The 14,398-nt window shown below is 37.2% G+C and carries 13 protein-coding genes; 2 read left to right on the top strand and 11 right to left on the bottom strand.

The genetic code is table 11. The features are described from left to right. Positions 1–31 precede the first annotated feature (31 nt). The 10 genes from DJ93_RS06340 to DJ93_RS06385 form a co-directional block, all read right to left on the bottom strand. Complete coding sequence (locus DJ93_RS06340) at positions 32–736, bottom strand: DUF421 domain-containing protein (protein WP_042979744.1); 705 nt, start codon at positions 734–736, stop codon at positions 32–34. Between the two features lie 107 nt (positions 737–843). Continuing rightward, positions 844–2,022 carry an FtsW/RodA/SpoVE family cell cycle protein gene (locus DJ93_RS06345; RefSeq protein ID WP_042979745.1) on the bottom strand — a complete coding sequence of 393 codons (1,179 nt, stop codon included), beginning with the start codon at positions 2,020–2,022 and terminating at the stop codon, positions 844–846. Positions 2,023–2,375: 353 nt separating this feature from the next. Continuing rightward, on the bottom strand, positions 2,376–3,692 hold the full coding sequence (locus tag DJ93_RS06350) for a dihydrolipoamide acetyltransferase family protein (protein ID WP_042979746.1): 1,317 nt from the start codon (positions 3,690–3,692) through the stop codon (positions 2,376–2,378). Positions 3,693–3,707: 15 nt separating this feature from the next. Beyond that, positions 3,708–4,691: a 3-methyl-2-oxobutanoate dehydrogenase subunit beta gene (gene bfmBAB / locus DJ93_RS06355; protein ID WP_001979335.1), complete on the bottom strand. Its 984-nt coding sequence runs from the start codon at positions 4,689–4,691 to the stop codon at positions 3,708–3,710. Positions 4,692–4,704: 13 nt separating this feature from the next. Continuing rightward, positions 4,705–5,706, bottom strand: a complete 1,002-nt coding sequence (bfmBAA, locus tag DJ93_RS06360; RefSeq protein WP_042979747.1) for a 3-methyl-2-oxobutanoate dehydrogenase subunit alpha — start codon at positions 5,704–5,706, stop codon at positions 4,705–4,707. 27 nt (positions 5,707–5,733) lie between these two features. Beyond that, positions 5,734–7,155 carry a dihydrolipoyl dehydrogenase gene (gene lpdA, locus DJ93_RS06365; protein ID WP_042979748.1) on the bottom strand — a complete coding sequence of 474 codons (1,422 nt, stop codon included), beginning with the start codon at positions 7,153–7,155 and terminating at the stop codon, positions 5,734–5,736. Positions 7,156–7,159: 4 nt separating this feature from the next. Then, entirely contained in the window at positions 7,160–8,263 is a 1,104-nt protein-coding gene (gene buk / locus DJ93_RS06370) for a butyrate kinase (protein WP_042979749.1), read from the bottom strand. 87 nt (positions 8,264–8,350) lie between these two features. Further along, positions 8,351–9,451 (bottom strand): leucine dehydrogenase, encoded by a 1,101-nt coding sequence (locus DJ93_RS06375; protein ID WP_042979750.1) that lies wholly within the window; start codon positions 9,449–9,451, stop codon positions 8,351–8,353. Between the two features lie 35 nt (positions 9,452–9,486). Further along, positions 9,487–10,386, bottom strand: a complete 900-nt coding sequence (yqiS, locus tag DJ93_RS06380) for a phosphate butyryltransferase (protein ID WP_042979751.1) — start codon at positions 10,384–10,386, stop codon at positions 9,487–9,489. A 195-nt stretch (positions 10,387–10,581) separates the two neighbouring features. After that, a complete protein-coding gene (locus tag DJ93_RS06385; RefSeq protein WP_042979752.1) occupies positions 10,582–12,654 on the bottom strand; it encodes a sigma-54 interaction domain-containing protein in 2,073 nt (690 codons plus the stop codon). 138 nt (positions 12,655–12,792) lie between these two features. Here DJ93_RS06385 and DJ93_RS06390 point away from each other — a divergent pair, with 138 nt between their 5' ends. Further along, the gene (locus tag DJ93_RS06390) at positions 12,793–13,026 is read left to right on the top strand and encodes a DUF2627 domain-containing protein (protein ID WP_042979753.1); all 234 of its coding nucleotides are present in this window, start codon (positions 12,793–12,795) and stop codon (positions 13,024–13,026) included. Positions 13,027–13,053: 27 nt separating this feature from the next. Here the strand turns inward: DJ93_RS06390 and DJ93_RS06395 are convergent, their stop codons facing one another. After that, entirely contained in the window at positions 13,054–13,782 is a 729-nt protein-coding gene (locus tag DJ93_RS06395; protein ID WP_042979756.1) for a glycerophosphodiester phosphodiesterase, read from the bottom strand. 50 nt (positions 13,783–13,832) lie between these two features. Between DJ93_RS06395 and DJ93_RS06400 the strand changes: the two genes are divergently transcribed. Further along, on the top strand, positions 13,833–13,979 hold the full coding sequence (locus DJ93_RS06400; RefSeq protein WP_042979757.1) for a YycC family protein: 147 nt from the start codon (positions 13,833–13,835) through the stop codon (positions 13,977–13,979). Positions 13,980–14,398: the final 419 nt, after the last annotated feature.

Genomic DNA, 14,398 nt, shown 5'->3' on the forward strand with positions numbered 1-14,398 from the left:
TATGTACGAAACGACAAAATGCGTATATTTTTCATTTTTTTAACAAAATATTTATTTTATATGTTTCATCTACTGTCGCTAATTTGATTGCTTCGACCTCTGCCTCCTTCGATAAAAATCCTTTTACCCAATCTTCTGTTTTTCCTAATAAAGCCAGTACATCCTTTTGAATTTTCCCGTCCTTAACTAAAATAAAAGCAATCGGCGATTTCCTCCCCGCTACTTTCAAATCAAGCCGAGAAACAGTTTCGTATTCTGGATACTGAAAGATAGAAATGACTCCACTCGCTTCCCATAAAGCTAGTTTAATCGTTTCAATATCACTAACATTTTGTATACGGAGTTCAGAAAATAAATATTCTACTGTAATTCTCGCTTTTTTCAAGTTACTAAAATCGATTGCACCGTTATGTATAAGAATAATAGGTGCTGGTTCTAAAAAGCGCCTCCATCTATCCCATTTCAACATTAAAACTGAGCTTATAATGTGAAGTACAACGAGTATAAACGTTGTAAGCATTGATCCAAATAACCCAACCTTCTCATCAGATAATGCGTTAGAAATATTCCCTCCAAGTAATAACACTAATACAACATCTAAAAAACGGAGCTGTGCAATAGACCTTTGTCCCATTGCTTTGGCAACGAGAATTAAAAATATATACGCTATAATCGCCCGAACAATCCATTCACTAGTAGAAAGATTCTTTGCTCCTTCAAAAATATACATATGCATGCCTTTGCACTCCTTAATCATCGCAAACTACACTCTTGTTTTAGTTTGTGAGATTTAGGCGTATATATGTAGAAAAGCTGATTCGTTTTAAAACGAATCAGCTTTTTTTACTTAACTGAAAACATGTACTTTTTATACGTTTTCCGCACCGATAAAACGAGTCCCATCATCATCATATTTGAGAATAAGGAGCTCCCCCCGTACGAAAGAAATGGTAGAGCAATACCTTTTACAGGCATTAACCCAACAATCATACCGATATTTTGAAAAATTTGCAGTGTTAAAACCCCAATAACTCCTGCACATAATAATGTACCAAACAAATTTTCCGCTGAATAACCAATTATAATTGTTCGATAAAGAAGTAAAAGGAACATGAACACAACTAAAGCTGCGACTATAAATCCACCTTCTTCAGCAATTGTCGCAAAAATGAAGTCAGTATGTTTCTCCGGAATATAGACGTTTCCGTAGCCAAATCCTTTTCCATCCATTCCCCCGCTACCAACCGCTAAAATCGATTGTTGTGTTTGATATCCTTGATCCGTATGCTCAAATGGAGCTAACCAACCTAAAATACGGGATTGTTGGTGAGGTTTTAATAAAGTAACCAGCTTGTTGAAAAAGATATCTGGATATTTTACGTAAATAAATATTAACGTAGATAATATAGTCACCGGAATGACTGTACATAAAGCAATTAATTTCTTTTGAATTCCTGACATAAACAGAATACACGCAATTGCTGCTGCGTATAAGAAAACCATTCCTGTATCTGGTTGACTATATACGAACAAGGAAGGCGGAATTGAAACTAAAATAATTTTACCTACTAATATTAAATCCGTTTGAAATGTTCGTACCATATATTTTGCATTATGCTTCACTGCTAAACTTGCAACTAACATGAGTAATGCAATTTTGAAAAACTCTGATGGCTGTATAGCTCCAATAGCTGGGAACCTAAACCACCTTTTTGCACCTAATATTTCAGGTGTAAAACTCGAAACTGGTAGTATCTTTAGTATTACAATAGAAACAAATCCAGCAATATACAGCGGCCAAGATAACTTTTGTAATTGATCTAAATCGATACTTGCAACAAGAAGTAACAATACAACACCTATTATATAGTTGATTCCTTGTTTCATTGCAAAGTTTTCCGCTCCATATTGTCCCGTTTGCTGACTGCTATATATAGCAGTTATGCTCGTGACACATAGTACACACAAAATTAAAATTAATTTTACATCTAAACTCTTTAGGAACTCGGTACTTCTTTTCATGACATCCTCCTGAAACATTGGTACGACAAAATAAAAAACCAGGAGTCAACACTCTTCATGTTTTGACGACTGATTGCACATTATCTATAAAACACTTATATAGAATAACTTTCTTTTTCATACAATACAATATATTATACTACAGTTTCGTCAGTAAGATTTGCCAAAAAATTATTCTTTTCTTATTTTATATCTATATACCATATATCAGCAATGTATTTTCGTAAATTCCTCATACATTATCATTCATTGTAAGATTACTGGGAAAATGTTTGCTTTACATAGTGGAATAGAAACTGAAGAGATTTATCTTTTTTATGGAACATAAAAAGCTCGCAGATGCGAGCTTTTTATTAATATACAGACGTGTTATTCTCTGATACGTTTTCTAAAATTTCTTTTACGCGACCTAAGAATTTACCACAAATTAAACCATCAAGTACACGGTGGTCAAGCGATAGACATAAGTTAACCATGTCGCGTGCACCAAACATACCATTATCCATAATAACTGGACGTTTTACAATTGATTCTACTTGTAAAATAGCAGCTTGTGGGTAATTAATAATACCCATAGACTGAACAGAACCAAATGATCCTGTATTATTAATTGTAAATGTACCGCCTTGCATTTCATCAGCTTTTAATGATTTCGTACGTACTTTTCCTGCAAGTTCTGTAATTTCACGAGCGATACCTTTAATTGTTTTTTCGTCCGCTTGTTTAATAACTGGTACAAATAGTTCATCTTCTGTTGCTACAGCGATTGAAAGGTTAATATCTTTCTTCTGAACAATTTTATCGCCAGCCCACATTGAGTTAATTTGTGGATACTCTTTTAATGCCTGCGCAACTGCTTTTACGAAGAAAGCAAAGAATGTTAAATTGAAACCTTCACGCTTTTTAAATTCACCTTTAATTGAGTTACGATATGATACAAGGTTTGTCACATCTACTTCAATCATCATCCAAGCGTGAGGTGCCTCGTGTTTACTGCGTAACATATTCGCCGCGATTGCTTTACGCACACCTGTTACCGGAATTTCGATATCTCCAGGCACAGTCGGTACGGAAACTGGTTTTGCAGCTTCTACTTTCGGTGCCGCTGCTACAGCCACCTTCGGTGCTTCTTGGCGCTCTTGTACAGGAACAGTAACTTCCTCTTTCTTCACACCTACTTGTGGAATATTTCCAGATTCCACTAATTTCAAAATATCTTTACGCGTAATACGGCCATTTGCTCCCGTACCTTCAACTAAATCTAAATCAACGTTATGCTCGCCCGCAAGTTTTAAAACTGCTGGTGAAAAACGAGGTTTCCCATCAGTTGGTTGTTTCACTTTCTGTGCTTTTTCAGGTATAGCTACTTCTACTTTTGGTTCTTCTTTTGTTTTCTCTTCTACAGCTGTTGCTGCTACTTCGTCTGCACCTTCTACTTGAATGACACAAACTACTTCACCTACAGCTAACGTATCACCTTCACCAGCTATTAACTCTTTCACAATACCAGTGAAAGAAGACGGTACTTCAGCATTTACCTTATCTGTCATTACTTCTGCAAGCGGATCATACTTATTTACGTGATCGCCAACATTAACGAGCCATTTACTAATTGTGCCCTCTGTAACGCTCTCCCCGAGCTGAGGCATTGTAATATTTTCTACAGCCATGTATAGTCCCCCCGATTAAAATTCCGCAAGTTCACGCATTGCTTTTTCAACTTTATCTGGATTTACCATAAAGAATTTTTCCATTGTTGGTGCATATGGCATTGCTGGAACATCTGGGCCTGCAAGACGTGCAATTGGTGCATCTAAATCAAACAGACAATTTTCAGCGATAATTGCTGCCACTTCACTCATAATGCTTCCTTCTTTATTATCTTCTGTTACAAGAAGAACTTTACCTGTTTTAGAAGCAGCTTCAATGATTGCTTCTTTATCTAACGGATACACAGTACGTAAATCAAGAATGTGTGCAGAAATACCATCTTGTGCTAACTTCTCAGCTGCTTGAAGAGCAAAGTGAACACATAATCCGTAAGTGATAACAGTAATATCATCACCTTCGCGTTTTACATCTGCTTTTCCGATTGGTAATACGTAGTCATCTTCTGGCACTTCACCTTTAATTAAGCGATATGCACGCTTATGCTCAAAGAATAGTACTGGATCTTCATCACGAATTGCAGCTTTTAATAAGCCTTTTGCATCATATGGTGTAGAAGGGATAACAATTTTTAAACCTGGTTGGTTTGCAAACATCGCTTCTACAGATTGTGAATGATACAATGCACCGTGAACACCGCCACCAAATGGTGCACGCACTGTAATTGGACAAGTCCAATCATTATTAGAACGATAACGAATTTTTGCTGCCTCAGAAACAATTTGATTTACTGCTGGCATAATAAAATCAGCAAACTGCATTTCAGCGATTGGACGCATACCATACATTGCCGCACCAATTGCTACTCCAGCAATTGCAGATTCTGCAAGTGGTGTATCTAGCGCACGCTCTTCACCAAATTGATCATACAATCCGTGTGTTGCTTTAAATACGCCACCTTTTTTACCAACATCTTCACCTAAAACGAATACTTTCTCATCGCGTTCCATTTCCTCGCGCATCGCTAATGTAATAGCATCAATATAAGACATTACAGCCATGAAACGTTCCCCCCTATTCTGCGTATACGTGCTTCAATGCATCTTCAGGTGCTGCATACGGAGCATTTTCTGCATATTCTGTTGCTTCATTTACGATATGCATAAGTTCATCTAACATTTGTTTTTCAGATTCCTCAGTTAACACGCCAACTTCTTTTAAATAAGCAGCAAATGTTATAATTGAATCATTTTTCTTTGCTTCTTCTACTTCTTCTTTATCACGATAAACACGATCATCATCATCACTAGAATGTGCTGTTAAACGATATGATACTGTTTCAATTAAAGTTGGACCTTCACCACGACGTCCACGGTCTGCAGCCTCTTTTACTGCTTTATATACTGCAAGCGGATCGTTTCCGTCTACTGTATATCCAGGCATACCGTAACCAATTGCACGATCGGATACATTTTTACATGCTAATTGTTTTTCAACTGGAATAGAGATTGCGTATTTGTTATTTTCACACATGAAAATAACAGGTAATTTGTGTACACCCGCAAAGTTTGCACCTTCATGGAAATCACCTTGGTTAGATGAACCTTCTCCAAATGTAACAAATGTTACTAAATCTTTCTTCTCCATTTTTCCAGCTAATGCAATACCAACTGCATGTGGTACTTGTGTTGTTACTGGAGATGAACCTGTCACAATACGATTTTTCTTTTGACCGAAGTGACCAGGCATTTGACGACCACCAGAGTTTGGATCTCCAGCTTTTGCGAAACCAGATAACATTAGTTCTTTTGCTGTCATACCGAACGCTAGTACAACACCCATATCACGGTAGTATGGTAATGCATAATCTTTCTCTCTATCAAGAGCGAACGCTGCTCCAACTTGCGCAGCCTCTTGTCCTTGACAAGAAATTACGAATGGAATTTTACCTGCACGGTTTAATAACCACATACGTTCGTCGATTTTACGTGCAAGTAACATCGTACGGAACATTTCTAATACTTGCTCATCACTTAAGCCAAGCTCTTCATGGCGCTTTTCTTTTACTTCTGCCATTTTTCATAACCTCCTAAATCCACATTTTTATGCGTGTAACGCTCTTCCATCTACAGCAAGTGCAGCTTCACCAATCGCCTCAGATAATGATGGATGCGGATGAATTGTATGTGCTACTTCCCAAGGTGTTGCATCAAGTACTCTTGCAAGACCAGCTTCAGAAATCATATCTGTTACATGTGGTCCAATCATATGAACACCAAGAATGTCATTTGTTTCTTCATCAACTACAAGTTTTACAAAACCATCAGATTCTCCGTATACAAGCGCTTTTCCGATTGCGCGGAATGAGAACTTACCTACTTTCAACTTATAGCCTTTTTCTTTCGCTTCTTGTTCTGTTAAACCAACAGAAGCAACTTCTGGACTGCTATATACGCATTTTGATACCATAGAGTAATCAATTGGTGTAACTTCTTTCCCTGCAATATGTTCTACTGCAACAATTCCTTCATGAGAAGCAACGTGAGCAAGTTGTAAGCCACCGATTACATCTCCAATTGCGTAAATATGAGATTCTTTTGTTTGATAAAACTCATTTGTTTGAATGTATCCTTTTTCCACAACGATATCAGTATTCTCTAAACCAATATTTTGCGTATTGGCTTGTCTTCCTACAGATACAAGCATTTTTTCTGCTTTAAATTCTTTATTCTCACCGTTATGTTCAGCTTGAATTGTTACTCCATTATCTTTTACCAATGTTTCTGGTAATACTTTTGCACCAGTTACCACTTTAATACCTTTTTTCTTGAATAGACGTTGCATTTCTTTTGAAACGTCCTGATCTTCTAGTGGTAATATAGTTTTCGCATACTCTAACACTGTAACTTCTACACCGAAGTCAGCAAGCATAGATGCCCACTCAATACCGATTACACCGCCACCAACGATAATAATCGAGCTAGGAAGCGTTTCCATTTTTAGGGCATGATCCGAAGACATTACGTACTCTCCGTCTAATTCTAAACCTGGTAATGAATTAGGACGAGAACCTGTTGCAACAAGTACATTTTTTGGAATTAACATTTCATTCTCTTCTCCACTTGCAAGTTCAACTGAAATTGTCCCTGGCATCGGAGAGAAAATAGACGGGCCAAGAATACGGCCAATACCTTCAAACACATCAATTTTACCTTGTTTCATTAAATGTTGAACGCCTTTATGAAGTTGCGTTACAATCTTCTCTTTACGCTCTTGTACTTTAGCAAAGTTTAGTTCTACATTACTTGCAATAACCCCGAACTCTTCGCCTTTTTTAGCAGTTGCGTATACTTCCGCACTACGTAAAAGAGCTTTACTAGGAATACATCCTTTGTGTAAACAAGTACCACCAAGATTTTCTTTTTCAACAAGTGCAGTTTTTAAACCTAGTTGTGATGCACGAATAGCAGCAACATATCCACCAGTACCGCCGCCAACGATGACTAAATCATATTCTTTTGCCATTATCTCAACCCCTAGCTACCGTTTCTTTTTCACGTACAACATATTCTTTTGGAGCTTCTTCTTCACGTAATACACGAAGTGCTCCTTCTGCTAATGCTTGTAATTCATCTTCTCCTGGATGTACGATAACATCTGCAATCCAGTCCACTCGTTCTTTTATTTCATCGACAAGTATTTTACTGTATGCAAGTCCGCCAGTTAATACGATTGCATCGATTTTCCCGTGAAGTACAGCGCTAGCTCCGCCAATCTCTTTTGCAACTTGATATGCCATTGCTTTATAAATAAGAGTTGCTTCAGGATCACCTTTTTCAACCATTTGTTCTACTTTAATCGCATCATTTGTACCGATCAGACTTACAAGTCCACCTTGTCCGACAAGTTTTTTAACCATTTCGTCACGGTAATACTCGCCAGAGAAACACATCTCAACTAGTTGTCCTACTGGTACTGTACCAGCACGCTCTGGACTAAATGGTCCTTCTCCGTTTAAGCCATTATTAACATCGATAACTTTTCCTTTTTTATGAGCACCAACTGTAATACCACCGCCCATATGTGTAACTAATAAATTTAAATCCTCATATTTGTGATTTAATTCTTCAGCCACTTTACGAGCAACCGCTTTTTGGTTTAATGCATGGAAAATACTTTTACGTTCCATTCCGGCAATACCGCTTATACGAGCAATCGGCTCCATTTCATCTACAACAACAGGATCCACAATGAATGCCGGAATATTTAATCCAGAAGCAATTTCATATGCTAAAATGCCTCCAAGATTTGAAGCGTGATGACCGCTAAATCCATTTTTTAAATCTTCTAACATCGCATCGTTTACTGTATATGTTCCGCCTTCGATTGGACGAAGTAATCCACCGCGCCCGCAAACAGCGTTCAATTTTGAAATATTAATACCATGAGAATGTAAAACTTCCAAAATTGTTTCTTTTCGAAATTCATACTGATCAATAATTCGCTTATATTTTCCAATCTTCTCTTCATCATGACGAATTGTTTCTTCTAAAACAGGTCTTTCATTATCAAAAACACCAATTTTCGTGGATGTACTCCCCGGATTGATAACAAGAATTCGATTTAAGGACAATGTTGATACCTCCACCAATAAATTCAAAAGGCAGTGGAAACCTCATACGAGGTAACCACAGCTTTTGTAAAAGTTGTATATGAATAATTAGCGACGGCTAATTATATCGTGACCGTTGCGTAAGTATGTGCTACGAGTGTTTTTCAAGCTTGCAATACGCTCTTCAGCTAAACGGTCTGCTGCAACATAAGTTGCTACGCCATCACGTTTTGAAATTTCGATTACTTTTGCAATTGTGTCATAGATAGACTCAACACGTTTTAATGCACGTTCTCTATTGTATCCATATAATTCATCTGCTACGTTAATTACACCACCTGCATTAATAACATAGTCTGGTGCGTATACAATTCCCATTTCATGAATTGTGTCACCATGATGGTTTTCTTTTAATTGATTATTGGCAGAACCTGCAATTACTTTTGCTTTCAGTTGTGGAATTGTTTCATCATTGATTGTTGCACCTAATGCACATGGTGCGTAAATATCACATTCAACACCGTAAATTTCATTTGGCTCAACTGCTGTCGCACCAAATTCTTCTACAGCACGTTGCACAGCTTCTTTATTAATATCTGTAACGATTAATTTTGCTCCTTCAGCGTGTAAATGTTTGCATAGGTGATATGCTACGTTACCAACACCTTGGACAGCAATTACTTTTCCTTCTAGGCTATCTGTACCGAATGCTTCTTTTGCAGCTGCTTTCATACCACGGTAAACACCGTATGCAGTTACTGGAGATGGGTTACCAGAAGAACCGAATGAAGGTGAGATTCCTGTTACGAAATCAGTTTCTTCATGGATGATATCCATATCGTCAACTGTTGTACCAACATCTTCTGCTGTAATGTAACGTCCGTTTAATCCTTGAATGTAACGTCCTAATGCACGAAACATTGCTTCACTTTTATCTTTGCGTGGATCACCGATAATAACTGTTTTTGCACCACCCAAGTTCAAGCCAGCTGCTGCGTTTTTGTATGTCATCCCTTTTGCAAGACGTAATGCATCTTCAATCGCCGCTTCTTCAGAATCATATGTCCACATTCTTGTTCCACCAAGAGCTGGTCCAAGCGTTGTATCATGAATTGCAATGATTGCTTTTAATCCAGATTCTTTATCTTGACAAAATACTACTTGCTCATAATCATATTTTTCTAAGTATTCGAAGATTTCTAATGCCATTTTCATTTCCCCCTAATTGTTTTACCCTTTTTGGTTTATTTTGAAGCAGTCGCAACTGCCAATGCTAATGAATATACTTTTGTTTCTGCTGAATCAGCACGAGATGTTAAAACAATCGGTGCTTTAGCGCCAGCAATCATCGCTCCTACTTTTGCATTTGCAAAATAAACGAGTGATTTATATAGCACATTTCCAGCTTCAATTGTTGGGACGAGTAAAATGTCTGCCTTACCTGCTACATCACTTACTATGCCTTTATGCTCTGATGCAATTTGTGATACTGCATTATCTAAAGCAAGTGGTCCATCCACAATGCAATTTTTAATTTGTCCACGGCGATTCATTTGTGTTAGCATCGCTGCGTCAATTGTTGCTTGCATCGCTGGATTCACAACTTCCACTGCTGCAATTGGTGCAACCTTTGGCAATTCAATTCCTATTGCCCGTGCAACTTCTACAGTATTTTGTATAATAGCAACTTTTTGTGTTACATCAGGTGCAATATTCATCGCTGCATCTGTAACAAAAATAAGGCGGTTGTAATTTGGAACTTCAAACGCTGCAACATGAGAAAGCACGCTGCCCTTACGAAGCCCCCACTCTTTATTTAATACAGCTTTCAAAATGTTCGCTGTCGGGATGTTCCCCTTCATAAGCACATCTGCTTCGCCATTTCTTACAGCTTTGACAGAAAGTTCTGCAGCCTCAGCAGTTGACTGCGCTGCAATCACTTGAATATGTTCTGAAGTTTGTAATCCATGTTCTTGTAGCATCCCCATTATTTTTTCTTGATTTCCATATAGACGAAATTGAGCTAACTGTAATTCGATTGCTTTCGCTACAGCTTCAATTACTTCATGATCTTCAGCTACTGCTACAGCCACGTTTTTTTTAGGCTGTCCTGCCGCTTGATCAATTAGATGTTCTAACTTCATATTTTGTAATCAACCCTTTCCGTCGTCCCTCGCCTATTTATTAAGCAAATACCGTGCCAACTTTTAAAAGTGGTCTTACCAATCATGAAAACGCATACAAAATGCAGTAAAATCAATACTTTTAAAAATACCTAAATATTCTGTCTTAATTTGTAACTTTTTGCATACCATGCAATAAATTGCGTGGTATGCAATTTATTGCATGCTATTTTTTGCACAGTCATACTTTTCAAGCTTGTAATATAAATTTCGAACCGAAATCCCTAACGCTTTTGCAGTCTTCGTCTTATTCCCATCAAATTTCTTTAAATATTCATGAATAATGTTTCCTTCAAACTCTGCCACTAAATGTTCAAGCGACTTTTCTTCTAATTCAGATACCACATTATTTTGTTTTGATTCCGTTTGCTCCTCTTTATGTAAAGGTGGTAAATGATGTACATCAATATACATTTCGTTATAGTTCATAAAAATGATTGCCCGCCCTAAAATATTTTCAAGTTCCCTAACATTCCCAGGCCAATCATATGATTGTAAAAAGGAGATCGCTGAATCTGTTAACCCTTCTACGTTGCGACCGTAATCTTGATTAATTTTTTGAATTAACCTTTCAGCAATTGCAGGAATATCTCCTTTCCGCTGACGAAGAGCCGGAATTTGAATCGGAATTTTATTCAAGCGATAATAGAGGTCTTCTCTAAACTTCCCTTCTAAAATGGCTTTTTCTAAATTTACATGTGTCGCTGCAATCACTCGAACGTTAATAGGAATCGCCTTCGTTCCTCCTACTTTAACAATCTCTTTTTCCTGTAATACACGCAGGAGCTTCGCTTGCGTATTTGCAGATAACTCTCCAATCTCATCTAGAAAAATACTTCCATTGTTTGCTTCTTCAAAGAAACCTCGTTTTCCACCTCTTTTCGCACCAGAAAATGCACCTTCTTCATAACCGAACAATTCACTTTCTAATAAAGTCTCAGAAATTGCAGCACAGTTTACTCTAACGAATTTATTGTACTTTCGATTACTACCATTATGGATGGCATGTGCAAATAACTCTTTACCCGTCCCGGACTCACCGCGAAGCAGCACTGTCGCTGGTGTGTTTGCTCCAAGTTTCGCTTGTTCAATTGCAGCTGTCGTCTCATCAGACGTTCCAACAATATCGTCAAAGGAATATTTCGCTTCTAACGTTCGTATAATTTGTCTCGCTCGATTTAATTCATTTGTTAACTTTTGAATTTCTGATACGTCACGTATTACCCCAACGCTTCCCTTCAATATTCCGTCAACAATAACTGGAGCAACATTTACAATTACATCACGTTTCTTCTGACCAATTTTCATATGTATCCCGCGCACCGCTCTACGAGTCCGAAGTACTTTCATATGCATACTTTCGCCTTCTACAATATCAGTTGTGGCTGGTTTCCCAATAATATCCTCTTCTGTCAAACCCGTTAACTTCGTATAAGCAGGGTTTATAACTAACCCTCTTCCTTTCTCATCTACGACCGAAATCGCTTCCTCAGATGAGTTGATAATCGCCTCAAGTAACGTTTGAATTTCTTTTAAATCTGTAACTTCTTCCGCTAAATCTACAACTTCTGTAATATCTTTAAAAATCGCAAATGCCCCTTGAACTTCCCCATCTTCTTTCAATATCGGGATACGCGTTGTGATAATTTTTTTTTCATTTTCTAACGTTAGTTCATAATTCACTTCTATTTGTTTCGTCCGTATAATACGAAGCAACTTACTCGTTGGAATGACTTCTAAAATGTACTTTCCTATCGCTTCATCTTTTTTATAACCTGTAATGCGTTCTGCACTTTTATTAAATAAACGCACTTGTCCTTCTTGATCTATAACAATCATGCCGTCATGTGTAGAATTTAAAATTAAATTCCCTTGTTGTGTCTGTTCTTCCAGCTTTTCAATTAAGTCTTCCTTCTCATGCGCTAATCGCGCGACAATTTTTGCAATATCCCCTGGTATAAGAAGAGTGTCTTTATTCTTTTTCTCCAATAAAACTTTATGTAAATTATAGTCACCTGTCATATCAAACATCACATCAATATGCATAGAAAGAAACGGAGCTATATCATCACCAACCATAATTCCATATTCCTTAGCAATTTCTAACCCTTTAGCCTCCGGATTAATATCAATAATACCAAGAATTTGAAATATATTTGAACTTTGCAACAAGCCAAGGAGCGTGCTTCCACCTTCACCCGCCCCAATAATTAAAACGTTTTGTTTCATACATTACACTTCCTCTCGAAGTATCTCTGCAAAATTTTTCACACCTTTATCTTACTCGCTCATCATTCTCTTGACAAACCCCCTTTTCATATAACATCATTTAATATATACGAAATAATCTGAAAAGGAGTGTTACCTATGCAGCGTTACCTTGCTCTATTATTAGCACTCATTCCCATTTCATTAGCTGTGCTTGGCATTAAATTAATGAGAGATACTGTATTCGGTATTCTTTTTTCTCCAATCCCTGTATTATGGCTACAATTTTTAATTGGTGTCTTTTGTTTTGCACTCGGGTTTTATATTTTTGGAGGATTCGTCTTACATCGAGATCGTAAGCGAAATAAAGTACAAGCTCGCTTTAGAAGGTAGAAAAAATGAGACCCTTATGTAAAGGTCTCATTTTTTTATCTGTAATAAAGCTCTCGCCCTTTCTGGATAATCAGTAATAATAGCCGATATATTCATATCAAAATATTTACGCATAAGCGTTTCTTCATTTATTGTATAAGGGCGCACCTCTACTCCACTTTCCATTGTTAATTCAGCAATCGCATCCTGAAGATAACGGTAGTTTGGATGAACTGCAGTAGCACCCATTTTTTGAGCGTATGCCCAAGGACTATGTAAACCTTCCCGGTATAAAATAGCCGTTTTAATATCTGGGGCCATCATATGACATCGCTTCATACTATAGTGATTAAAGGAAGAGAAAATAACTCGTTCCTCTAAACTAAACTTTCGTACAAGCGTGATAACTTCTTCTTCTAAACCCCGATATGGAATTTTATCATTTTTAAGTTCAATATTAAGTAATAATTGATTCTTCTGTAACCATTCAAGCACTTCTTCTAATAAAGGAATGTGGCAAAACCCCACCTTCTCACCAAACTTGTAACTCGCATCCAGTTTGCGTAAATCCTCGTATAAATAGTTTCGAACAGCACCTTTTCCATTCGTTGTTCGATTCACTGTTTCATCATGAATGACAACAACTTTTCCATCCTTCGTTAATTGGACATCTAATTCAATACCATCTGCTCGAAAAGATTCCGCCGCTTCAAACGAAATCATTGTATTTTCTGGGTATGTTCCCGCCGCACCACGATGCGCAAATATAAGAGTCATCCTCACTCCCCCAATCTTATGCTATACTATACGAAAAAGGAGGTACTTCTATGAGACCATTACAAATTTCTCCGGACACTGCAATTCGTCTATCAAAAGCTCTAGGTGTTCCACTTGAACAGCTTATGCATATGCCACAACACATTTTAATTCAAAAGTTGGTTGAATTAGAAAAGCAAAATAAAGACGAAGAATAATACAGTCCTGTTTCGCAGGGCTTTTTATTATGAATTCTGTTTCGTATTTTATTATATCACGGATGACTTCCCCACTAAAATGATCAAGCTATAATTCAAATTCAGTCACAACGAAAAACACCGTCTTTTATTAGTTTAATTTACAAACCAATAAAAGACGGTGTTTATTAAAATACATTAACGTTATTAGTTAGTACGAAAAGAAGCTTATTGGTAACTTCACATCACCAACAACCACTCAAAAACCCTAAGATATCAGCGTTTACGAAGTCTTATGTTCAAACCTTAACTTATCCGCAATCATTGCGATGAACTCGGAAGACATGGGCTCATTTTGCTCATTTTGTATGGTAAAAACGCATAAACAATACGTTTTCAAATTCAATATTTTGATACACACCCTTGTAGTTTATTGGCAT

The organism is Bacillus clarus (assembly GCF_000746925.1).
Classification (GTDB): Bacteria; Bacillota; Bacilli; order Bacillales; family Bacillaceae_G; genus Bacillus_A; species Bacillus_A clarus.